Source organism: Alcaligenes faecalis, assembly GCF_009497775.1.
GTDB classification, from domain to species: Bacteria; Pseudomonadota; Gammaproteobacteria; order Burkholderiales; family Burkholderiaceae_B; genus Alcaligenes; species Alcaligenes faecalis_D.
This window is the reverse complement of sequence record NZ_CP031012.1, coordinates 3,124,464-3,147,498: the sequence shown is the minus strand read 5'-3', so window position 1 is coordinate 3,147,498 and position 23,035 is coordinate 3,124,464. Positions and strand designations below refer to the sequence as shown.

General features: G+C 57.9%; 15 protein-coding genes and 1 pseudogene. 12 read left to right on the top strand and 4 right to left on the bottom strand.

The annotated features are described in order from the left end of the window. Positions 1-2 precede the first annotated feature (2 nt). Genes DUD43_RS14540 through gspF form a run of 6 tightly spaced genes read left to right on the top strand, consistent with a single transcriptional unit; the run spans position 3 to position 7,205 of the window. On the top strand, positions 3-968 hold the full coding sequence (locus DUD43_RS14540; protein ID WP_153230834.1) for a GspL/Epsl periplasmic domain-containing protein: 966 nt from the start codon (positions 3-5) through the stop codon (positions 966-968). Further along, positions 965-1,516, top strand: coding sequence for a type II secretion system protein GspM (gene gspM, locus DUD43_RS14535; protein ID WP_194273402.1), 552 nt, complete (start codon positions 965-967; stop codon positions 1,514-1,516). Before DUD43_RS14540 ends, gspM begins: the two co-directional genes overlap by 4 nt. Continuing rightward, positions 1,513-2,259: a type II secretion system protein N gene (gene gspN, locus DUD43_RS14530; protein ID WP_153230832.1), complete on the top strand. Its 747-nt coding sequence runs from the start codon at positions 1,513-1,515 to the stop codon at positions 2,257-2,259. The genes gspM and gspN overlap by 4 nt, the downstream gene beginning before the upstream one ends. 13 nt (positions 2,260-2,272) lie before the next feature. Next, a complete protein-coding gene (gene gspD, locus DUD43_RS14525; protein WP_153230831.1) occupies positions 2,273-4,573 on the top strand; it encodes a type II secretion system secretin GspD in 2,301 nt (766 codons plus the stop codon). Next, on the top strand, positions 4,570-5,988 hold the full coding sequence (gene gspE, locus DUD43_RS14520) for a type II secretion system ATPase GspE (RefSeq protein ID WP_042487051.1): 1,419 nt from the start codon (positions 4,570-4,572) through the stop codon (positions 5,986-5,988). The genes gspD and gspE overlap by 4 nt, the downstream gene beginning before the upstream one ends. Positions 5,989-6,002: 14 nt before the next feature. After that, a complete protein-coding gene (gene gspF, locus DUD43_RS14515) occupies positions 6,003-7,205 on the top strand; it encodes a type II secretion system inner membrane protein GspF (protein ID WP_153230830.1) in 1,203 nt (400 codons plus the stop codon). Positions 7,206-7,279: 74 nt separating this feature from the next. Here the strand turns inward: gspF and DUD43_RS14510 are convergent, their stop codons facing one another. After that, positions 7,280-7,843: a recombinase family protein gene (locus DUD43_RS14510; protein ID WP_153230829.1), complete on the bottom strand. Its 564-nt coding sequence runs from the start codon at positions 7,841-7,843 to the stop codon at positions 7,280-7,282. Positions 7,844-8,417: 574 nt separating this feature from the next. Between DUD43_RS14510 and DUD43_RS14505 the strand changes: the two genes are divergently transcribed. The 6 genes and pseudogenes from DUD43_RS14505 (at position 8,418) to DUD43_RS14485 (ending at position 17,641) form a co-directional block, all read left to right on the top strand. Further along, positions 8,418-9,707, top strand: coding sequence for an EAL domain-containing protein (locus DUD43_RS14505; RefSeq protein WP_153230828.1), 1,290 nt, complete (start codon positions 8,418-8,420; stop codon positions 9,705-9,707). Then, a pseudogene (locus DUD43_RS19440) lies at positions 9,704-9,775 on the top strand (ESPR domain-containing protein); the annotation flags it as partial. The gene DUD43_RS14505 and the pseudogene DUD43_RS19440, both read left to right, overlap by 4 nt. 78 nt (positions 9,776-9,853) lie before the next feature. Further along, the gene (locus DUD43_RS14500; protein ID WP_228125809.1) at positions 9,854-15,679 is read left to right on the top strand and encodes a YadA-like family protein; all 5,826 of its coding nucleotides are present in this window, start codon (positions 9,854-9,856) and stop codon (positions 15,677-15,679) included. A gap of 74 nt (positions 15,680-15,753) precedes the next feature. Further along, complete coding sequence (locus DUD43_RS14495) at positions 15,754-16,527, top strand: OmpA family protein (RefSeq protein WP_153230826.1); 774 nt, start codon at positions 15,754-15,756, stop codon at positions 16,525-16,527. A 64-nt stretch (positions 16,528-16,591) separates the two neighbouring features. Next, positions 16,592-17,140, top strand: coding sequence for a SecDF P1 head subdomain-containing protein (locus tag DUD43_RS14490; RefSeq protein WP_153230825.1), 549 nt, complete (start codon positions 16,592-16,594; stop codon positions 17,138-17,140). Positions 17,141-17,164: 24 nt separating this feature from the next. Beyond that, positions 17,165-17,641, top strand: a complete 477-nt coding sequence (locus DUD43_RS14485; RefSeq protein WP_153230824.1) for a hypothetical protein — start codon at positions 17,165-17,167, stop codon at positions 17,639-17,641. Between the two features lie 158 nt (positions 17,642-17,799). Here the strand turns inward: DUD43_RS14485 and DUD43_RS14480 are convergent, their stop codons facing one another. From DUD43_RS14480 to DUD43_RS14470, 3 genes are read right to left on the bottom strand one after another with little or no spacing between them, the layout of a single operon-like run. Continuing rightward, a complete protein-coding gene (locus DUD43_RS14480; RefSeq protein ID WP_153230823.1) occupies positions 17,800-19,977 on the bottom strand; it encodes a phosphocholine-specific phospholipase C in 2,178 nt (725 codons plus the stop codon). Between the two features lie 21 nt (positions 19,978-19,998). Next, the gene (locus tag DUD43_RS14475) at positions 19,999-20,196 is read right to left on the bottom strand and encodes a hypothetical protein (RefSeq protein WP_153230822.1); all 198 of its coding nucleotides are present in this window, start codon (positions 20,194-20,196) and stop codon (positions 19,999-20,001) included. Between the two features lie 21 nt (positions 20,197-20,217). Further along, the gene (locus DUD43_RS14470) at positions 20,218-22,296 is read right to left on the bottom strand and encodes a LamG-like jellyroll fold domain-containing protein (RefSeq protein ID WP_153230821.1); all 2,079 of its coding nucleotides are present in this window, start codon (positions 22,294-22,296) and stop codon (positions 20,218-20,220) included. Between the last annotated feature and the right edge of the window lie 739 nt (positions 22,297-23,035).

Genomic DNA, 23,035 nt, shown 5'->3' with positions numbered 1-23,035 from the left:
TGATGAGCAAAGTGCTGCGTATTTATTTGGACTCTCCGCCCAGGCTGGATCAGCCGGTGGACTTTGTGCTGCGGGACAAGCGCGCCAAGGTGCTGCGCCGTGGGCGGGGAGAGGTGCAGGAGTTCAAGGCACTGGCCCGGTCTTTGGAACTGGTCCTGCCTGCGGGTATGGCGACGGTGACGGAAGCGCGTATTCCTTCGGTCAGCGCTTCGCGGCGGCAGGCGGTGGCATGCAGTGCGGTCGAGCCCATGTGCTTGAGCCCTATCGAACAGGTGTGGGTGGCCTGTTCGGCACCGGGGCCTTCCGGGATGAGTCAATTGGCCTGGACGGAGCGCCTGCCCCTGCTGGCCTTGGGGGAGCAGGCGCGCCAGTTGGGGCTGCCCTTGAGTGGAGTCTATGCCTGGTCCGATGGCCATGAGCAGGACAGGCAGGGGCAAGGCCAAACGCTGACCGTACCCGCCTGCTCCTTGCTGATGCCCGAGATGGCATCGAATGGCGGAAGCAGTGTGCTGCGACAAAGCCTGTGGTGGACCTTGGCGGCGGTGTTGAGCTGGACCCTGGTCTTGCAGCAGCAGGCGCAATCGCTGCGCTCTCAAATGAAGCAGGTACAGACCCAGATGGAACAGGCTGTTCGGCAAGCCTTGCCGCATTTACCCGTCATCGTCGCACCCTTGACGCAGGCCAGACAGCATCGCGATGGTTTATTGGCCGAGAAGAGCCCGGCCTCGGCTCCCTTTGATCGTTTATTGATGGCCAGCGCCGTGCAGTGGCCGGCCTTGCAAGGACAGGTGCGGGCATTGAATTTCAAAGATCAGCAATTGCTTTTGACTCTGGCCAGCGAGCTGCCTGCACAGCCTTTGCCAGCTGAATCGGATCTGGAGTGGAAGCAGGGCGAGTCCGCCCGCCAATGGGAAATTGGCTTCAGCAAAGCAGCGCAGGCGTCCAGCCAGCAGGGGGCGCAGCAATGAGCAAATTCACGGCCCTCCAGCCTGTACTGCTGACCCTGCAAAGCAAGCTTTCGATAGCCAGACAGTACTGGCAAGCCTTGAGCCGTCGGGATCAATTGGCCTTGTCGGTCTTGGGCGCTTTGCTGGTGTTGATGTTGCTGTGGTTGCTGCTGCTACGTCCTGCCGTTCGTGATCTGGCTTTGGCAAAACAGGAGCTGCCCCGTCTGCAATACGAGATGGCGCAATTGCAAACTGTGCTGGCGCAGATTCAGGTGCTGGATAAAGAACTGGTAGCGCCTGCGGACGCGCAAGGACAGGACAAGGCCTTGCAGCGCAGCTTGCAGACCCTGGGTACCCAGTGCCAGACAGAGGAGCCTCAGGCTGAGCAGCGTGTTCTGGTCTGCCAAGCCGTGGCGGCTCCCGCCTTGATGGATTGGTTGATGCACGCCCCCCGTGTGCTGGGCTTTGCGGTGCAGGAAGTCAGCATGAATCGCTCTGTGGTGGATAGCCGTGAACGTGCAGGTCTGCTGGATGGCCGCATTGTGCTGCGCGCGGGAGATCCTTCATGAAGAAACTGGCAAAGATCATGGCGTGGGCCTTGCTGGCACTGTGCCTGCTGCTGGCCGCTGTGCCCTTTCTGCCTGCCCGCATGATGCTGGCCTGGCAGCCCGCGCAGTTGCCGCTACGGCTGGAAACGGCACACGGCAGTCTGGCTTCCGGGCAAGGCTTGCTGGTAGTCGGTTCGGGGCTGTTGGCTCGCACCGTTCCTGGCCCTGTCAGCTGGCGCTGGCGTTTGACGCCCTGGCCGCAAATGGAATTAAGCCATGGCTGGCTGGACCAGCCTGTGCGTCTGCAGGCCAGCCTGCAAGGTTGGCGTATTTCGGGCCAAAGCCTGACGGCTCCCGCCGCGCTATTAGGACGCTTGCATCCCTTGTTGCAGACCGTGCAGCCGCAAGGGCAATTGCAGCTGCGCTGGCCCAGTCAGGCGCTGGCCGCTGAAAACGGACCGTTGCTGGAGCTGGATTGGCGCAATGCGCGCTCTGCTTTAGCGGCCCAGGCCGAGCTGGGTGATTACCAATTGGCAGTCAGCCGCAAGGGCAAGGGCGTGCAGCTTAGCCTGCGAACCCTGGCGGGGGATTTGACCTTGGCAGGTCAAGGTCAGTGGGGGCCGGATGGCGGGCTGTTTGAAGGACGGGCCCAAGCCAAACAAGCCGACGATCAACGATTCAAAGAGTTATTAGAGGCCTTGGGGCCTCAGCGTCAGGGTGTGACCCAATGGCGAATAGCCACAACGACTAGCAAGCAGGAATAACGATATTTTGACTATGAGTACCTTGACTAAACGACTTCCTGGGCTGCGGCCTCGCTTCCTTTTGAGCCTGGGTGCAGCCGCGCTGTTGAGCGCCTGTGCGAGCAATGGTCAGAAGCCTGAACCCGGTCCCGATCCTTCTTCGTTTTTCGCCTCGGTCGGCAAGACGCCTGTGCGTAGTACCCAGGCAGACCCGCGCTTTGCCAATAGCAATACGCCGTCGCCTGCCGTGACGCGTCGGGTTCCGCAGCGTGTCGGGGGCAGTGCGGCTCCGATCGACTTGCCCGACCCGGCCGAGTTCCCGCAAGGCAACGACATTACGCTGAATTTTGTGGATGCCGAGCTGGACGGTGTGGTGGCCGCCTTGGCGCGTTTTACCGGCCAGAACTTTATCGTGGACCCACGCGTAAAAGGACAACTGACCCTGGTGTCCGAGGTGCCGGTAGATGCCCGTACCGCCTACGAGATGCTGCTGTCTGCCCTGCGTATGCAAGGCTTTGCGGTATTGCGTAATGGCAAGGTCAGCCGGGTTGTGCCTGAAGCCGAAGCGCGTCAACAAGGCGGTGCCGTGCGTGCCGCCGGTGCCGGGGCCAGCGGCAGTGGCGAGCTGGAAACCCGTGTGTTCACCCTGCGTTATGAAAACGCTACGGCCCTGGTGCCGGTGTTGCGGCCCATGATTTCGCCGAACAACCCTATCAATGCTTACCCCTCCAATAACACCCTGGTCGTGACCGACTATGGCGACAATCTGGACCGTATTGCTCAGGTGATTGCCGGGATCGATACCCCCGCAGGATTGAATACGGACATCATCCCGATTGATTACGGGGTGGCTCTGGATGTAGCTGCTTTGGCCTCGCAAATGCTGGACACGCCCGGCAACGATGTAGCACAGCGCATTACCGTGGTGGCAGACCCGCGCAGCAACTCCGTGCTGGTGCGTGCAGGCAGTCCGGCCCGCCTGGATCTGGCACGTGACCTGATACGCCGTATCGACAGCCCGGAAAGCAATAAGGGCAATCTGCATGTGGTCTATCTGCGTAATGCCCAGGCCGTGCAACTGGCGGAAGTGTTGCGAGCTGCCTTGACCGGACAATCGGGTTCGGGGAACACGGCTACCGGGAATCAGCAGCAGAACAACAATAGTCTGGCTCCTGATACCAATGCCAACACCACTGGCGGTGCCAAGGCCATGACGACTTCGGCAACGGCAGGCCAGCAGCCCCAAGGCGAGATGGGTTTGAGTGCCGCCAATAATGCCAGTGGCACCGTAGCCTTCAGTGCGGGTGGTGCTACTGTTCAAGCCGACCCGTCCACCAATACCCTGATTATTTCGGCCCCCGATCCGGTTTATCGCAGCTTGCGTGAAGTGATCGACCAGCTGGATCAACGCCGTGCGCAGGTGCTGGTTGAAAGCCTGATCGTGGAAGTGAATGCGGAGAATGCGGCTGAGTTCGGCATCCAGTGGATGACAGGCGGCGGCAATATTGCGGATGGTTCGGGCTTTGTGGGTGGTGCCAATCTGGGCGGCAGCGGTATCACCAAGGCCGGGGCCACCACACTGGATTCGCTGGCAGCGGGTTTAAGTCTTGGTGTGGTGAAAGGCACGGTGAATGTGCTGGGCCAGCAAGTGGTCAATCTGGGTGTCTTGGCGCGTGCGCTGGAACGCCAGGGGGGCACCAATATTCTGTCCACTCCAAACCTGATGACGCTGGATAACGAAGAGGCCAGCATCATGGTAGGCCGCACCGTTCCTTTTGTGACGGGGCAATACACCACCACGGGCGACGGGGCTAGCAATCCTTTCCAGACCATTCAGCGCGAGGATGTGGGCCTGACCCTGAAAGTGCGTCCGCAGATTTCCGAAGGTGGGACCGTCAAGATGGCTCTGTACCAGGAGGTCAGCAGCCTGGATCCTACTATGTCGGTATCGCCCAGCGCGCCTGTCACGCGTAAACGTGCCCTTAGTACCAATGTCCTGGTCGATGATGGGCAGATTATTGTGCTGGGCGGCTTATTGGAAGACTCGATTGAGGATGGTCAGCAATCGGTTCCCTTGCTGGGCGATATTCCGTTGGTGGGCAACCTCTTCAAGTACGAGAAACGCAAGCGCACCAAAACCAATTTGATGGTGTTCCTGCGCCCCCATATTGTGCGTAATGCTCAAGACAGCCAGAGCCTGTCCCTGGACCGCTATAACTACATGCGTGCTGTGCAGACGGGCTTGCCGGATCGCTCTACCTGGTTCCACCCCGATGCAGGCCATATGGTTCTGCCACAAGCCGGTGGTGCAGTGGACCTGCGAGAGTCTTTATGACCCGCCTGCCGTACTCCTGGGCACGTCAGCATCGCGCGGTGCTGACGCAGCAGCAAGGTGTGGGCACGCTGGTGATTAGCGAACGTACACCGGATTGGGCCTTGGTGGAATTGCGGCGACGCTATCCCGAGCTGGACGAGCGGCAAGTCCCGGATGCGGAACTGGATACCTTGATTGATGCCAGTTACGCGCAGGGAGATGATGCCGCCAGCGTAGTGGATGCGGCGGCCAACGAGGTGGACCTGGATCGCCTGATGCAGGAACTGCCCGCTGTAACCGACTTGCTGGAAAACCAGGACGATGCGCCGGTCATACGCATGATCAACGCCTTGTTCACCCAGGCGGTGCGGGACGGTGCCAGTGACATTCACCTGGAGCCTTATGAAACCCATTCGGTCGTGCGTTACCGGGTGGATGGCCGCTTGCGCGATATCGTCAGCCCGCGTCGAGCCTTGCATGGTGCTTTGGTGTCCCGTATCAAGATTATGGCCAGTCTGGATATTGCCGAAAAACGCCTGCCCCAAGATGGCCGTATTGCCCTGAAAGTGGGGGGCAGGGCCCTGGACCTGCGTGTCTCGATTCTGCCTACCGGACATGGCGAACGCGCCGTAATGCGTTTGCTGGACAAGTCAGCCGGGCAACTGGAGCTGGAGCGTCTGGGCATGGCCCCGGACATCCTGGCTCAACTGGACGAGCTGATTCATCAACCACACGGCATTGTGCTGGTTACCGGGCCTACCGGCAGCGGTAAAACCACCACCTTGTATGCGGCTCTGGGGCGAGTCGATACGGCGCGCAGCAATGTGCTGACGGTGGAAGATCCAATTGAATATGACTTGCCCGGTGTAGGCCAGACGCAGGTCAATCCCCGTATTGAGTTGAGCTTTGCACGTGCCTTGCGCGCCATATTGCGACAGGATCCGGACATCATCATGATCGGGGAAATTCGGGATCTGGAAACCGCGCAGATTGCGGTACAGGCTTCCCTGACGGGGCACCTGGTGCTGGCCACCTTGCACACCAACGATGCCGTGTCCGCTGCCACCCGTTTGGTGGATATGGGTGTAGAGCCTTTCTTGCTGGCTTCCACCTTGCGTGGCGTGCTGGCTCAGCGGCTGATACGCAAGTTGTGCCGACATTGCCGTCAGCCAGCAGAACATGGGCAGTACCGGGCCAGCCCGGATGGTTGCGAGCATTGCGCCCACACGGGCTATCAAGGCCGTACCGGGATTCACGAGTTGTATCGCATCGACGAACGCGCTCAGCACTTGTTGAATGCCGCCGGAGCTGAACCCGCCTTGCGTCAGGCCGCACGTGAATCGGGCATGCGCAGCTTGCGTGAAGATGCCCAGCGTTGGGTAGAGCAGGGCATCAGTACCCCTGAAGAAGTATTGCGCGTCACGCGCGAGTTATAGGGGGGCGAGACAGCATGGGTACCTATCACTATGAAGCGGTGGACCAGGCCGGACGCAGCGAACGGGGTGTGCTTGAGGCCGAGAGCGAACGGCTGGCGCGTCAGCAATTACTGTCCCGAGGGTTGCTGACGGTTTCCCTGAAGGCGGGCCGTAGCCGAGCCGCCGCCCGTGCCCGCAGTGCGGGTTTGCGTCGTACCGAGTTATCCTGGCTGACCCGTCAGTTAGCCAGTCTGGTGGCGGCAGGCTTGTCTCTGGAGGCCAGCCTGGGTGTGGTGATTGAGCAGGCGACTCGTCGGCCTTTGGTGCAATTGCTGGCCGCCTTGCGTGCTGATATTCGTGCCGGTCAAAGCCTGAGCGATGCCTTGGCCAATCACCCGCGCGACTTCCCGGAAATCTATCGGGCCTTGGTACGGGCAGGGGAACAGTCCGGCGAACTGGAGCAAGTGCTGGATCGTCTGGCCAGTTTCATCGAGGACAGCGGAGCCTTGCGCGGCAAGGTACTGACGGCCTTTATTTACCCGGCCATCGTCAGCCTGATTTCAGTGGCGATGGTGGTGTTCTTGCTGAGTTATGTCGTCCCGCAAGTGGTGGGGGCCTTCACCCAAGCCAAGCAACAATTGCCCATGCTGACCCGCGTCATGATCAGTGCCAGCGATCTGCTACGCGAGTGGGGCGTTGTGCTATTTGTCGTGCTGGTATTGGCGGCCGTGCTGGTGGCTTTCCTGCTGCGACAACCAGCCTTGAGGCTGGCCTTTCACCGACGCCTGCTAAGCGTGCCTGTTCTGGGGGGCTATTTGCTGGGCGTGGATACTGCTCGCTTTGCCGCCACGCTGGCCATTCTGGCTGGTAGCAATGTCGCCTTGCTGACTGCTCTGGAAGCTGCTGGACGCACCGTATCCAATCTGGCCTTGCGCGATGCCGTGAATCAGGCCGCTATCCATGTGCGTGAGGGTCTGCCTTTGGCGACCGCCTTGCAGCGCAGTGCCTTGTTCCCGCCGCTATTAGTGCAACTGATTGCCAGCGGAGAAAAAACCGGCGAACTGGCCCCCATGCTGGATCGGGCCGCGACGACCTTGTCGACCGAACTGGAGCGCAAGGCCCTGACCATGACCGCCTTGTTGGAACCCTTGATGATTCTGCTGATGGGGGGCTTGGTCTTGCTGATTGTGCTGGCCGTGATGCTACCGATTATCGAAATGAATCAGCTGGTGCAGTAAAGAGCCGTGATGCCGCCAAGGCTGAACCTGGCGGCAGTGTGTCTTGCTTCTTCAAGCACTGTGTACCGTCACCGCTACGACGAGGCCGTGGCTTTGATGCGGCGGATAGTCCTGGGGTGTACGTCATATTTTTTCGCAACGATTTCCAGCGGTACTTGATTGGTCAGCGCAATAAGGGCTTCTTTGTGTTGGGCAGGGGACAGGGCAGGGCGTCTGCCTAGTGGTCTGCCATTGGCACGTGCCGCTGCCATTCCCGCGCGAGTGCGTTCGCTGATCAGCGATCGTTCAAATTCGGCCAGGGCGGCCATCATATGAAAAAGCAATCTGCCGCCCGATGTGGTGGTGTCTATATTTTCCGTCAGGGAAATGAAATGGATATTCTCTTTGCCCAGGCGATCAATGGTGTCGACCAAATAGCGCAATGACCTGCCCAGTCTATCCAGACGCCAGACAATCAGCGTGTCGCCCGATTTCAGTTTTCGCTGCAGATGATTCAGGCCTGGACGCGAGGCTTTAGCCCCGGATATTCCTCTATCCGTATAGATATGATCACAATTCACCTTTTTTAAAGCCGCGATCTGTAGGTCCAGGTTTTGATCCTGTGTTGAAACGCGTGCATATCCATATTTCTTACTCATAGTACCCATCTTCCTAGCGCAAAGCGCAGCCTCCCTCCCCCCCCCTGTCGACTGCATCTCAGTGCAATCGATGTTAGTAAACCCAAGATGGTCTAGTGGAATGTTGGCCACGCGATGTCAAGTTTTACTAACTGCATGCAAACCTGCTGCCACGTAAACGGCGATTGAGGTAGCTCGTACTGCAATAAAAACTATTACGTAATTTTTTATTAACGCTGTGTTTCAGATGCAGATACTGATTAAGTGTTAGCGGCGGCCACAAGTGTGTCAACACGAAGTAGGTCTGGCTGATGCACTTTCTGAAGAACGTTGCAGCCAGCCATAGGCAAGCGTCAACAATGGTTAAGAAAAGGCGTAAATAGGCCTGCGATTTTGACAAGAAGCCTCCTTTTAGTCCCAACCGAATAGCGCATCGAAATGATCCTTTTCAGCGTAATTTCCACGTACAAACGTGTCTATTTGTTATGGAATGGATGTTGACATAAAGGAGGCTTTTTGACCGCTGCCCGGTTGAAAGCCAGGCGCTGATTCAGGCTCAGCGTCCAGGGTACCGACCGACGGTGCGGGGCGCGTAATGAGCGCCCGATCGGTAGAGTCCTTGTCCTGCTGGTTGCAGCAAGTTACTCCTTCAAGCAGCTACTTGCTTTTAGGTTTGCGCAGCCTGGCATCGCTTGCCCAGGCCTATGATGCGCGCCTGTTCCAGCAAGCCTTTTTGTCCGCCATTCAGGAGCGTCTGCGTCCTTATGGCGTTGCGCGCAGCGACATTCTGGTACTTGATCAGGTGGTGTTGATTGGCTTGACGGATTGCCGTCTGCCCACCCAGTTCGACAAGGACCTGTTCCTGGAACGCGTCAAGGCGGCGCTGTGTTACGAGCCCGTGCGTTGCGGCTCGGACCGCATTCTGGTCAGCGTGGTTCCAGCCTGGGTAGAGGCATCGGGTGATCAGCCGGTTTGCCTGTCTCATTTGCATTCTCTGGCCAGCACCATTGCTTTTTCCGAAGTCCAGCCCCCCGTTTGCGAGCAGACGCGACGCGATATGGCTCTGGCGACCCGTTTCTTTGCAGACATGCGGGACGAGAAGGTTGCCCTGTCATTTCAGCCGGTGGTGTTTGTGCAGGACTGCGAGCAAGTTCTGTACTACGAAGTGCTGTTGCGCTGGGACGATGCACAGGCCAGCACGGAGCCGGTTTCTTGTGCGTCGGTTGTTCAGGCCATAGAGCGGCTGCATGTGACCGAACGCCTGGATGCCAGCGTTCTGTGGTCGGTGCTACAGGTGCTGGAGCGTTATCCGGATATTCACCTGGCCTGCAATATTTCCCCCTTGTCTTTGCAGTATGGGCCGTGGTGGCGGCTGCTGATTGCCGTGCTGCGCGGTGCGCCGCAGCTGGCCAGTCGCTTGACTCTGGAAATTACCGAAACGGCTTCTGTCTTTGATCAGGAAGCCGCCGCCAGCTTGCTGCGTACCTTGCGCGGCCTGGGCTGCAAAGTGGCCATTGATGATATCGGGACCGGATTCAACACTTTGGATCTGGCCCGGCAGATCCGTCCTCACGTCATAAAAATCGATAAGTCCCTGGTGCATCAGGCACGGGAGAGGGACGGCATTGCGGCCCTTCATTCTTGGGTTCATGCCTCGCGCGGCATCAGCCAATACGTCATCGCCGAAGGAATCGAGACGGCCCTGGATCTCCAGTTGAGCGTCGATGCCGGCGTGCACGCCGTCCAAGGCTACCTCATAGAACCTCCCTGCGTCCTGCCCCCCTGGGAGGGGGCGGAGCCTTTGTGCGTTCGAGACAGTTTCAACCCTACCCACACCCACGTAGCACTCAACACGTATTCCTTAAAGGATCAGGAACAGAGATGAATCACGTCTATAAAGCCATCTGGAATGAGAAAACCGGGACATTCGTTGCCGTTTCAGAGCATAAGAAAGCCAAAGGGAAGCGCAGTTCTTCTTGCGTCACAGGGGGAAAGCGTTCGTCTTTTTCCGCACGTATGGGATTGCTCGCCTTGCTGACAGCAAGTGCGTTGGCGATGAGCAATGCCTGGGCGGTGGTCGAGATCCCAGGCGACGGTCAGAACAACCTTATTCACTTCACCAGCCCAGGCGGCACCATCCAGTTTACGGGTGGTGGCAGCATTGTGGGGCTGAGCAACCTGACGATCTCCGGTGTCTTGAGTGCCGATCAGATTACGGTGGGTGGTGAGTCTGTGGCAACCCTGACACAGCTCAATGCTACTTCTGCTGACGTACAGACCAACACTGGCAAGATTGGCGTGCTGGAAGGCAAGGTCGCTGGCAATGAAGCTGCGATTGCTGACCATGCGACCAAACTGGCCGATAACCAGACTGCCATTACGGACCATGCTGGCCGTATAACGAACAATGAAACGGCCATTACGGCGCAGGGCACTCGCATTGGAACGGCCGAAGCGGACTTGGTCACGATCAACAATCGTCTGACCGCTTTGGGAGTCGATGAAACGAATCCTGGCGTGAAGTATTTCCGCGCCAATTCGGAGCAGCCTGACGCCGAGGCGAACGGCGAAGCATCCATTGCCATTGGCCCTGAGTCCAAGGCAGAGGGTGACCGCAGTATCGCTGCAGGCCAAGGCGCTTTGGCGGATGCCGAAAGCGCCATTGCGTTGGGTGACGGTGCCCGTGTCGCCAGTGCAGACAGCCGACCCAAGCCGGAAGCGGCCATTGCCATTGGCAAGGATAGTCAGAGCAGCGGCCTGGCCAGCGTTGCGGTGGGTCGCGAAGCAGCGGCGGGCGGAAACAATGCACTTGCCTTGGGTACGCAAGCACAGGCCAGTGGCGCCAACGGTATCGCCTTGGGTCTGGGTGCGCAGGCCGATGCGGACAACAATATCTCTATCGGTAATGGTGCTGGCCGGGCAACTGGCAATCATCTGCCGGGTGATCGTTCGCACAATATTGCCATCGGTCAGGCCAGTGGTCAGAACGTCAAAGGTCAGTTCAATGTGGCGCTGGGTGATGGCACCGGCAATGGTGTAAATGGTAACGATAACGTGGCGTTGGGCCACAGTGCCGGTCTGAATCTTTTAGGAGATGGCAACGTCAGTCTGGGTAAGAATGCTAATCAAGGGCTTACATCAAACCGTGCGATTGGTATAGGTGAGGACTCCGGCGCTGACACAGAAGGCGTGGCGATTGGGTACAAGGCGATTGCCGGGAATACCGGGGTCGCAGTGGGCCGTCAGACAACGGCATTGGGAACGGGTACAGCCATTGGTCCTAATGCACATGCGGATAGCAATTTTGTGGCCCTGGGTTTGAACTCTCATGCCGCACAAAGCGATGTGTCTGGTCTGGGCCGGTTCACCAATAAAGGCTTCACGGGAAGTGCTGTTTCTGTTGGCAGCAGCCAGGCAGGCAGTGATTTCACACGTCGTATCGTGAACGTGGAAGACGGTGCCAATGATACGGATGCCGTGAACGTGCGCCAGCTGCAATCGGCTGTGGATCAGGTAACGCTGGGCGCGACAGTGGACTACGAGAAGCTGGCCGAGAAGGTCGGTGACGATTGGGGTCAGCAGATTGCCGACAGCAAGCCTCGTTACTTCAGTGTCAATGATGGTGGTGTGGACAAGGGCAACAAGAATAATAACGGTGCCGCTGCTACCGCCATTGATTCGATTGCCATCGGCCCGGATGCGACTGCCAAGGAGAAAGACTCGGTCGCCATTGGGCATATGGCTGGGGCAGAAGGGGCGTCCTCTGTAGTGATGGGGCACAACATCAAGGGTCTGGGGATGAACTCCACGACTATTGGTAACTCCCAATCCGAGGCGCGAGACGAGAGCGGTGTGGCGATTGGTACGCACGTCGTTAGCCGTGACAAGAACTCCATCGTGATTGGTCGGGATTCCTATACGGATCGCCAGGCAAATGGTCCCTCTGTCGAGAATTCGATTGTGATTGGTACAGAATCCAGTTCCACAGCAGTGGAAGGGATTGTGATCGGTAAAAACTCGGTGGTGAATGCGGCTCGCGGTATCGCGCAGGGTAGCAATGCAACGGCAACAGCCAATGACGCCATGGCCTTTGGCACCCGGTCGCGTGCGGCTGCGGGTGATGCCCAGGCCAGCGGTACGGATGCCCAGGCCTTTGCGACACGTGGTATTGCCATGGGCACGCGTGCTCGCTCTGGCCAGTCCAGTCCTGATGTAGAAAATCAGGACAGAAACCGCGACTCCATTGCGTTGGGTACGGACTCCGTTGCCGAGTTCAATAGCAGCATTGCGGTAGGTCGCGAAGCTCAGGCCACCGCTGATTATGCACAGGCACAGGGCAAGGGCGCTCATGCCTTTGGCGAGGCATCGATTGCACAAGGTCGTGACGCTTGGGCTCTTGAGCGGCAGGCGATTGCGCTGGGTGACGGTTCCCGCAGCACGGCCGACCGTGCCGTCGCTATTGGTCAGGGCGCACGTGCAGGCAATGCACGCTCGGTAGCTCTGGGTGATGGTGCAGAGACAGCAAACGCAGTTGGCACTTCGAATGCTTCTTTGAACGGACTGAACTACGGTAACTTTGCCGGGGATCGTCCTGTTGCTACCGTCAGCGTGGGCACGGAGCAGGAAAAACGCACTGTGACGAATGTGGCCGCAGGCCGGATCGGTGCGAGCAGCACGGATGCGATCAATGGCAGCCAGTTGTATGCCACGAATTCGGTGCTGGGTAATGTGGCCAACACCACGAAAAACATCTTGGGTGGTAATGCCACGCTGGCCCCCAACGGCAATCTGAGCATGAGCAATATCGGTGATACCGGAGAAAACACGGTGCACGATGCGATCAAATACGCTGCTCAAGGCTGGCATGTAAGTGCCAATGGTGCCGCCACGGCGAACGTGAAGCCGGGTGGCTCGGTGGATTTCAGCAACACCGACGGCAATATCGACATCACGCGCACTGGCACCGATCTGGCCTTCAATCTGGCTGATGATCTGACCGTGGGCAACAGCATCACCGTGGGCGATACGGTGATCAATGGCGACAGCGTCACGGTCGGTGACACAGTCGTCAATGGCGATAGCATCACCACCAACAATCTGACCGTTCAGGGTGAAACCCGCCTGGGCGACAACTTTGTGGTCAACAACGCGGGTGACGTTATCTACAAGGGCAACGAAGTTGCCACTCAGGCTGATGGTTTGAGCTTTGCTGGCAACACCGGCAGCACCATTGCCAAGACTTTGGGTGACGACACACCGTTGACACTCTCTGGTGAACTGGCTGCAGGTGAAGAGTCCACAGGTGCCAACCTGCGCGTCGATAGCGACGGCAACAAGTTGAATCTGGTCATGGCTCAGAACCTGACGGATATCAACAGCATCACCATCAATAACGGTGGTCCGGTGATCAATGGCGATGGCATCAATATGGGTGGCAAGAAGATCACCAATCTGGATGCTGGCACGGACGACACCGATGCGGTGAATGTATCGCAGTTGAAAGAGGTTTCAGATGTAGCCAACGCAGGCTGGAACATCAGCGCCAATGGTGCTGCTGCTGAAAACGTGAAGCCGGGCGCTTCGGTGGACTTCAGCAACACCGACGGCAATATCGACATCACACGTACCGGTACCGATCTGGCTTTCAACCTGGCTGATGATCTGACCGTGGGCAACAGCATTACCGTAGGCGATACGATCATCAACGGCGACAGCGTCACCGTCGGTGACACAGTCGTCAATGGCGATAGCATCACCACCAACAATTTGACCGTTCAGGGCGAAACCCGCCTGGGCGACAACTTTGTGGTCAACAACGCGGGTGATGTCATTTACAAGGGTAACGAAGTTGCCACCCAGGCCGATGGCTTGAGCTTTGCTGGCAATACCGGCAATACCATTGCCAAGACCTTGGCTGACAACACACCATTGACCATTTCAGGTGAACTGGCCGAAGGTGAAGAGTCCACAGGTGCCAACCTGCGCGTCGATAGCGACGGCAACAAGTTGAACCTGGTCATGGCTCAGAACCTGACGGATATCAACAGCATTACCATCAATAACGGTGGTCCGGTGATCAACGGTAACGGCATCAATATGAACGGCAAGAAGATTACCAATCTGGCTGCCGGTACAGATGATACCGATGCTGTGAATGTGTCGCAGTTGAAGGATGTTGAAGAGGTCGCCAACGCAGGCTGGAACATAAGCGCCAATGGCGGTGCCACTGAAAACGTCAAACCAGGCGCTTCGGTGGACTTCAGCAACACTGACGGCAATATCAACATCACACGTGATGGCACGGATCTGGCCTTCAACCTGAACAAGGACATTGATCTGGGGGCGGACGGCAGCCTGACGACAGGAAACACGGTCGTTAATAACGATGGTCTGACGGTGGATGACGGAGCAGGCAACAAGACCTCCACGACAGCGGCAGGCACCACGGTGAGCAATGCTGCCGGTGATAAGACCACGGTAGGCGCAGGTTCGATCACGGTGGCAGATGCGGCTGGTAATAGCACGGCTATCGGCAGCACGCAGGTAGTGGTGGGCGGAGCGAATCAGATCACGATCAATGGTGATACTGGCCGAATTGGTGGCCTGACCAATCTGACTTGGGATCCGGACAACTACACCAGCGGCCAGGCGGCTACTGAAGACCAGCTCAAGCAAGTCAGTGACGTTGCCAGCGCTGGCTGGAATGTGACCGATGAGCAGGGTAATAGCGCCAATATTGGCCCGAACGGCCAGGTTGCCTTTGTTGGTGACAAGAACGTAACGGTCGAACAGACCGGCACCGATGATTCCGGGCAGGTTGAGGTCAAGCTGAACAAGGACATTGATCTGGGTGCTGATGGCAGCCTGAAGACTGGCGATACCCTCATCAATAACGCAGGCGTTGCGGTAGGAAACGACGTACACCTGGGTAACACCGGCCTGACCATCAACAATGGCCCGAGCATCACCCTGGCTGGCATCAATGCGGGTGATATGCGTATCACCAATGTGGCCGCCGGTCGCAATCCGACGGATGCTGTCAATTACGGCCAGCTCCAGCCTATCGAGTCCTTCATTGGTCTGGATGGAAATGGCTCGTTTGCCTATAACGGTGGCCAGCACACATCCCTGAAAGATGTTCTGGACAGCATGCACTGGAATGTTGAAGCACCGACGGATGGCAAGGACGGTGGCAATAACGGTGGTTCCAACGGCAATGGTTCCGGCTCCACAGGTGGTGGCAATAATGGCTCCGGTGACGGCACGCCTATCCACAATGGCAACACCGTGGGCTTTGTTGAAGGCGACAACATCGTGATCTCTAAGACGGACCGGGTCAATGATGCAGGCCAGACCATTGGCGCGGATATCAAGGTGTCGGTGTCCCAGGATCTGAAGGTCAATTCCATTACGGCGGTGAATGTTCACGCGGATGAAATTCAGATCAATAACGGTGGCCCGATCATCAACGAGAACGGCATCAATATGTCCGGCAAGCACATTACCAATGTGGCGGCGGGCGTTAATGACACCGATGCGGTGAACGTGAGCCAGTTGAATCAGGTTGCGGGCAATCTGCAAGGCCAGATCAACAATATTCGCCACGATATCAACCGTCTGGATAACCGCTTAAGTGCAGGTGTGGCGGCCGCGATGGCAACAGCGTCTCTGCCTCAGGCTTACTTGCCAGGTAAACACATGATGTCCATGGCCGGCGGCACCTGGCGTGGAGAGTCCGGTATGGCCATTGGTTTCTCCGGCATTACCGATAACGGCAAATGGGTTTACAAGCTCTCGGGCAATACCACTTCGCGCGGTGATTACGGTGGTGCCGTGGGTATTGGTTATCAATGGTAAGTCGGCCCTGACTCTATGGTGCATCGGCGCATTGACGCCGATGCACAGCACACACTTTTGAAGGAATTCAGATCATGAAGAAAAATTGGTTTGGGGCTGCTTTGCTGAGCAGTCTGGTGCTTGCTGGTTGCGGAACCCTGAGTCAGGTGGACTCGGAAGGTCATACAGAAAACCCGGTGTTTCCTGAGGTGGATAAAGCGACTTTTCACACGGGCTCTTATCCGAATATCGACAATCTGCGTCAGGTTCGGGAAGGCGTGACACGCGATCAGCTGTATGACTTGCTGGGTCGCCCGCACTTTGCCGAAGGCTTCAAGGTTCGGGAGTGGGATTACCTGTTCCACTTCAACACGGCTCAGGGCATCAAGACTTGTCAGTTCAAGGTGCTGTTTGACCAGGACAAGCTGGGCCGCAGCTTTTACTGGAAGCCTGGCGAGTGTGCGTCTGTTCTGGATGCAACGCCGAAAACCGCGACCATTCAGCCTTTCTCGCTTTCCGGGGACGTGGCCTTTGCGTTTGGCAGTGCAACTTTGACCAGCGCGGGTCTGAGCACGATTCGTGACATTGCAGGCCAGCTCAAGCAAATGTCGGACATCGAACGCGTGACTGTTTCCGGTCATACGGATCGGATCGGAAATGCGGCATCGAATCAGCATTTGTCGCAGCAACGTGCTCAGACGGTACGACAGGCCTTGTCTGCCCAGGGCATTCCAGCTTCTGCGATTGTGACGCAAGGCTTTGGTTCGGACCGCCCCCTTGTGCAGTGTGATCAGCCCAACCGCAGTGATTTGATTGCCTGCCTGGCACCGAATCGTCGGGTGGATATTGAGGTTCAAGGCCAACGCTAAGTTGGATGCGGTAACCAGGCACGCACCCGGCTAAGACGGGTGCGTGCCGTGTATCGAGAAAACAATGAATATTCTGCACAAATTAGCGCTGTTGATTCTGGCGGGCGGCCTGGCTGCTTGTCAGCAAACAATACCTCGTCATATTTCCGAGCCTGTGGATCCTGCACCGCCTGTCATGCAAAGTTCGGGTGGGACTACGAATGCCCGCACGGCGGCGCCAACGGCCTCCCGTACTCAGGCGACAACCGTCATTACCTTGCATCTGGCGCAAGAGAAGGCAGAAGCACCTTTGGTGGCCGTCGATGTGGGGGGAACCTCTTTGTATGCGCTGCCCCAGCCTGTTTTGACGCAAGCTGATCTGCACCGCGTCACGCCTGTCACGACTCAGGATCAAGGCACGTTTTTGCTGCTGGAGATGAACCAGAACGGCATCAATAAACTGCGCAGCGTCACGGCTCAGGCACGAGGCCACTATCTGCTCTTGAGTGTGCAGGGGCAGTTGGTGAGTGTGGCTCGTATCAGTGAAACGATTTCCGACGGGCGTTTGCTGATCGGAACCCAGAACGCCCAGCATACACAGGCCATTATTAAATTGATGCAAGGTGGCCAGTGATAACAGGACTGCGTATCGCGCCCTATGTATGATTTTGATGTGGTTTTTCTCCTGATTGCACAGCCTGCATCATCGCGTGTGGGCGATATGCTGGCCCTGCATGATTATCTGGCCAGCTCCGGGGTGTGCACGACGGTAGCAACCAGTCCTACAGACCTTGCCATGCTCGGAAAGCGCCTGCGCATTCTGCTTATTGATGGGGAGGGCGAGAGCGCGTTTGATGTGTACGCCGTTATCTCCGCGATGCGGCAGCTGGATAATGTCGGCATTGTGTTTCTGGCCGATGAGTCCCCCTTGTCCTGTGAGCGTGCCATGTATGCGGGGGCCGATGTTTGTTTGCCTGCTCGTACGGCTTACTCTGCTGTTTTACGTTCGGTGGTGGATCTGGCCAGCGGTCGGAAACCGGCTCCCATCATTGATGAAAGAGTGGCGGTGAAAAGAAAGCGACAACGTAGAAGGCATTACATAGGCTTGAGTCTTCGATCGCGCTTTTCTCGCTAAGCTCGCTGGATCAGCGAGTTTTCCGCTGTTGTTTCACATCACTCGCAATCAATAAAAAAACCCCGATGCCAAGTACTGGCATCGGGGTAAAAAAGTGTGCGTGGTGCGCACGCACACATAGTCAGACGATAGAACTATACATTCAGAGCGTTTAAGTCTTACAGGTAAGCAGGGATCCCCAGGGCCGGATCGCTGACGCCGTGTTCGCCAAACTCCACTCGGCCTGCAAAGCGACGGTAGTAGCTTGGGTCGCTATTGCTGCGGACCACGAAGTCGTACCAGTGGCCGCTGGACTTCAGGGCCCAGGATTGTTTGGACTGCTGGCCTGGCTCCACGGTCACTTCCCATGGGCCGTCTTCGCGGTAGGCCATGGACTGGATGGTAAAGGTGCAGGCAGACTGGCCACCGTTCATCATTTCCAGATAGACATCGCCCTTGGTGACTTCATAGCAGACACGAATTTCGGGGCGGGCGGCTTCGGGCTGGCTCAGCACGCTGACGTCGCCACGGAAGTGACGGTGAAAGCCGTTCGGGCCCAGTACCCACAAGTCGTAGTGACCCAGATTGTTCGCTTGCACGTCCCAGACATCGTCCAGAATCTGGTCGGGAGCGACCATGTAGCGGCGGGGGATACGGTCCAGGTTCAGCTTGTCGTAGACGTGGAAAACAGCGGCGGCTTTACCCGTGTTGGAGAACAGCAGTTGTACGCCTTTTTCGCTGTCGCAACGGGCGCTGACGTGCAGTTCGTAAGGCAGGGCACGCGACGGGCGCACACCGGTTTGCTGTACGGGAATGCGCTGGTTGTCCACGGGCTGTGGCACTTGGGCCAGACGTTCCTGGGCGCTGCGGATGGCATCGGCATCTTGGCGGCTGCGTCGGCCATTCAACATGGGCAGCGGCTCATCATTCGGGCTGGCGAAGTTGAAGGCCGAAGTCAGGTCACCGCATACGGCACGACGGTACGGACTGATGTTGGGCTCCATCACGCCAAAGCGCTCTTCCATGAAGCGGATGACCGAAGTGTGGTCAAACACTTGGGAGTTCACCCAGCCGCCACGGCTCCAGGGGGAAATAACGTACATAGGTACACGTACGCCGGGGCCAAAGGCCTTGCCGTCTTGCGGGGGTTGGCCAGCCAGACCTTGTGGGCTGGGGTAGTTGTAATATTCGAAGGCCAGTTCTTCTTTGCTCAAGCTTGTCTTGCCGGCGGGCTTGCCAGTGACCGGATCAATTGAGGGAGCTGAAGGTGAGGGTACATGGTCAAAGAAGCCGTCGTTTTCGTCAAAGTTGACCAGCAGAACAGTTTTGCTCCAGACCTCAGGGTTGGCGGTCAGAGCATCAAGCAACTCCTGGGTGTACCAGCCGCCTTGTACCGGGCTTGATGGGCCTGGGTGTTCGGAGTAGTTGGCAGGGGCCACGACCCAGGAGATCTGTGGCAAGGTACCTGCCTGTACATCTTTGCGGATTTGCTCCAGAAAACCGCCGTCGGGCATGGTGTTAGCAATGCCTTTGTAGAGCGGATTGCCAATGTCGTCCGAGGGCTCATAAGGCGTATTGGTTGGCTTGCCGGATTGCTCGTTGGCAATACGGTACTGCAAGAAACCGGCTAGCGAGTTGTCTGTGAAGTTGTCGGGCAGGTTCTGATACACCTTCCAGCTGATTCCGGCTTCTTCCAGGCGTTCGGGATAGGTTTTCCAGGTGTAGCCGCCAAAGAGTGAGGGCCACAGGCTGTCCCATGCATTGTTGACTGTACACTCGCCTGTGCCGGTTGGACCGTTTGTGCCGGTCCACAGGAACATGCGGTTGGAGTTTGTGCCGGTGTGCATTGAGCAATGATAGGCATCGCAGATGGTGAAGGCGTTAGCCATCGCGAATTGGAAAGGCACTTCGGCTTCGCGGTAGTACCCCATGGAGTGACGGTTCTTGTGCTTGGGCCAGAAGTCCATGCGACCGTGGTCCCAGGCCGCTTGACCATCGGACCAAGAGTGGGGGGTGCCGTTAACACGTTGAGCATTGCCTTTGGTGGCGTCCAGGTGATAAGGCAGGACAGTTTCGGTTGAGCTGACATTTTGCTGCCAGACATTGCGGTGGTTGGGCAGAGGAATGGTAAAACGGTCGCCAAAACCTCGCACACCTTTCATGGTGCCAAAGTAGTGGTCAAAGGAGCGGTTCTCTTGCATCAGAACCACAATGTGCTCTACGTCCTTGATGGTGCCGGTCTTGTTGTTCGCAGGAATGGCCAGTGCCTTGCGAATGCTGGGAGGGAAAGCGCCTAGGGAACCGGCCGCCAGGCTGGCACCAGTCATATTGCGTAGGAATGTGCGGCGTGAAGTCATTGTGCTTAATCTCTTAGTCAATCAAGGGGCGCATTTCAGTTGCGGTGCGGGTTCTGGAGTAGGTTTACCCGGTTCGGTAGGTTCTTCTGGTGAGCCTGTGTTGTTCGAGCCATCGTTGTCGCTGCCGCTACTGCAGGCGGCCAGCAGACCGCAGAACATCAGTAAGATAGATGCGCGTTTTATGCGCTCAAAAGTAAATGAGGTGTTCTTTGGAGTCATGAGAAATCCTTGGTTGTGCAATTAGGGTTGGAGGCTGGACAAGGGTTTGCGCGATTCATAAATACTGGTTAGCTCGTCAGTGCTTAGGTCGCGGTCCCAGATGGCCAGTTCGCCAAAGTCCATATTGATGTCGCTACGACCCCAGCGTTTGTAGTACTGGCCGGTAACGTCCTCGTTCAGGCTCAGTTCTCTGGTGCCGGTCCCGCCCAGAGCGGTGATCGTGCGAGCCTCCAGCGCAACCGAACCAAATTGCGCGCCTTTTTTTGTATCGAATACGTGTCCGCGCATGATTCCTTTGGACTTGTCGATAACGACAGCCACATAGGCCCACTGGTCAGGTGTGATGTTGTAGCCCTGACTTTCATTGCGACCACCGCCATAACCGGTGTTAAAGCGGATGTCACAGCCATTGGCGTTGAACAGGCCCAGCGCAAAACCGGGGTTGTTGCCCGAGTCGTAGTTTTTGTTGGCCATGATGGAGGCGCCGTAGCCATGGCAGTTATCGGGTGTGCGGAACCAAAAGCCGATAGTCAGTTTCTGTGCGCCGCCCGTACCCAGTAATTCGCGGCTCAAGGACAGCCGATAACCACGGTTGCCATTTGTGTCGGCTTTGCTGCCGACCAGACGCAAGCCACCTTGAGGTTGGGTCGGGTCCAGGAAGTCGGCTGCAATCAGCTCTCCGGCTGGAGTGCTTGGGCTGGATGTCTGCAGGCTGCTCCCGCCTTTGCTGTCGGTAAAAGGTTGTGCGCTGAAGGTGTAGTAGCTGCGCAGGCCGTTTTTAAGGGTATCGGCCAGCTTGGGTGGGGGCTGGTAGCCGACGTCAGCCTTGATGGTGGAGGCGGCCTTGCCAGCTTTTACCGAGTAGCTCAGTGAGTAGGTCTGGGCGTTTTCCGAGACTGGCAGCGGGTCGGAGTAGTGGGTTGATCCAGCGGGCAGGCTTGCAATCAGTTTGCCATCGCGCATGACTTGGATTTCTTGCGAGGTATCGCCTTCCAGAATCCAGCTCAGATCAACCATGTTTTTGTCAGCCGGCTTGCTGAGTGCCAGATTACGCACACGGGTGTCGGCTTGCAGGGGCGAGCCACGGAAGTGGTATTGCTCATTTTGCAGGTCCAGGTGCGACAGTACGGTGGGCGCAATGTCGATGACGGAGGCCAGGGCGTTCATGTCGGTGCTGCTGGAGATTTTGCTGTCGGCTGCGGGCAATGAGGCCAGGGTTTTATTTGTGGCAATAAAGCTGGTCTTGTTCCGGTTGAACTGCGAGCCGGTGGCGCTGCCGAATTCGTCCATACCATAGCTGGTAGTCAGGATGACCAGCCAGTCTTCGGAGGCGTCGGCCTGTTTGCGTTTGTCAATCAGGGCGAACAGTTTGTCCAGCGAGGCCAGGGAGGCGTTGACGGCGTCCTGGTAGGCGGGGCTACCCAGGCCTCCTTGGGTGGCAGCGCGGGCTGGAGCCTGGATTTGGGCCAGGATCAGGGATTTGCCTTCTTGCAGGTATTTCTGGGTTTGTTCGCTGACACAGCTGTCGGAGTCGGTACAGTTGGCCGCTTCGATGATGCGACCTTCTTGCAGGTCCTGGCTCCACAGTGTGCGGTAGTCGGCGGTGCTCAAGGCCAGGGCGGCCTGGGTAGGTTCGGAGGTTTGGGCCACCAGGGTGGGGCTGTTGAGTTTGGTGGCTTCCTGGCCGACGCCGCGCAGGCCGTGCTGGTCTGCCCATACGCCGGTAATCAGGGAGGCCCAGCCGGGCAGTGGCAGGGTGCGTTGTTCGCTGGCGGTGCCTGCGTAGCCGCCGGTTTGGGCGGGGGCGATGGTCAGGTTTTTCAGGGCAGGGTGCTGGCCTGCCTGGCGGGCTTGCAGCAGGGCTTCGTAGCTCAGGCCGTCGATGGTGACGATCAGGGCTTTTTTGCCGCCCAGTGCCTGGGGTTTGTCGCCGGGTTCGACGGTGGGGGTTTCGGGGTCGACGCCGGGGTTTGCCGGGCCATCGTTACCGCCGGAGCCGCTGCCGCAGGCGGTCAGCAGCAGTGCCAGGGACAGGGAGATCCCGGCTTGCTGCAGGCGCTGCACGGTGTGGGATTTTTGGGGACGGGAGGTGAAGGTCATACAGCCACTCGAGGAGAGAAGGTGGAAAGAGAGGCCGGACTGTGCGTGGGGGTGGGCTGCCCAGTCGGCATCGGATCAGGACTGCGGGCAGTGTAGGAAGGGCGTATGACTGCCCTGTGAACGGATCAGCAAATCCGCCGATGATTGGATTGTGTTTTATGTGGTGGGCTGGTTCTGGGGAGATGGGCAGGGGGGAGAGTGGTGGCGGGCTGCGGCTTGGCGGGGATGTGGCGGGTTGATGGATGGTTTGTTACGGGGGGAGGGGGATGGCGGGTTTTGAGCGATTTTTTTGTGCTTTAGGTTCAAAGTTTGTTGGGTTTGAGGTTTGGGTTGAGGGTGGGGGGCAGGCTCGGGGGGGCTTGATGGGGGCAGATGAGGGGAGGATTGCCGGGGGCATTCTTCGTAGGCCGCTGCTCGGGGTGCGGGCACAGGGGGCGCAGGGCGGACTACTTGCCGACGCTGCGCGTCGGTGCCCTTGGCAGAGTGTCAATCGGGGCGCAGCCTGAACTCGCCCGATGGTTTGTCCCCCGGACAAACCACAAGCGTCGGGCTCAAACAGCAGGCCGCTTGCATCCCCGATCAATACTCCGCCCGCGGCAAGTAGTCTGACTCGCCCCCGCGACCCCTGTGCCCGCACCCTGAGCAGCTCTCAACGGTTTGGGAAGGCATGCTTGGGATCTTTGGTCCTGCGGATTGACGTTCGAGTTGTGAGGGCTGGGGTTTTTAAAGGCTCCACAGC

Bases quoted from the DNA above. Each gene is read 5' to 3' on its own strand.
- DUD43_RS14540 (WP_153230834.1), top strand. From the start codon at position 3: ATGAGCAAAGTGCTGCGTATTTATTTGGACTCTCCGCCCAGGCTGGAT.
- gspM (WP_194273402.1), top strand. From the start codon at position 965: ATGAGCAAATTCACGGCCCTCCAGCCTGTACTGCTGACCCTGCAAAGC.
- gspN (WP_153230832.1), top strand. From the start codon at position 1,513: ATGAAGAAACTGGCAAAGATCATGGCGTGGGCCTTGCTGGCACTGTGC.
- gspD (WP_153230831.1), top strand. From the start codon at position 2,273: ATGAGTACCTTGACTAAACGACTTCCTGGGCTGCGGCCTCGCTTCCTT.
- gspE (WP_042487051.1), top strand. From the start codon at position 4,570: ATGACCCGCCTGCCGTACTCCTGGGCACGTCAGCATCGCGCGGTGCTG.
- gspF (WP_153230830.1), top strand. From the start codon at position 6,003: ATGGGTACCTATCACTATGAAGCGGTGGACCAGGCCGGACGCAGCGAA.
- DUD43_RS14510 (WP_153230829.1), bottom strand. From the start codon at position 7,843: ATGAGTAAGAAATATGGATATGCACGCGTTTCAACACAGGATCAAAAC.
- DUD43_RS14505 (WP_153230828.1), top strand. From the start codon at position 8,418: ATGAGCGCCCGATCGGTAGAGTCCTTGTCCTGCTGGTTGCAGCAAGTT.
- DUD43_RS14495 (WP_153230826.1), top strand. From the start codon at position 15,754: ATGAAGAAAAATTGGTTTGGGGCTGCTTTGCTGAGCAGTCTGGTGCTT.
- DUD43_RS14490 (WP_153230825.1), top strand. From the start codon at position 16,592: ATGAATATTCTGCACAAATTAGCGCTGTTGATTCTGGCGGGCGGCCTG.
- DUD43_RS14485 (WP_153230824.1), top strand. From the start codon at position 17,165: ATGTATGATTTTGATGTGGTTTTTCTCCTGATTGCACAGCCTGCATCA.
- DUD43_RS14480 (WP_153230823.1), bottom strand. From the start codon at position 19,977: ATGACTTCACGCCGCACATTCCTACGCAATATGACTGGTGCCAGCCTG.
- DUD43_RS14475 (WP_153230822.1), bottom strand. From the start codon at position 20,196: ATGACTCCAAAGAACACCTCATTTACTTTTGAGCGCATAAAACGCGCA.
- DUD43_RS14470 (WP_153230821.1), bottom strand. From the start codon at position 22,296: ATGACCTTCACCTCCCGTCCCCAAAAATCCCACACCGTGCAGCGCCTG.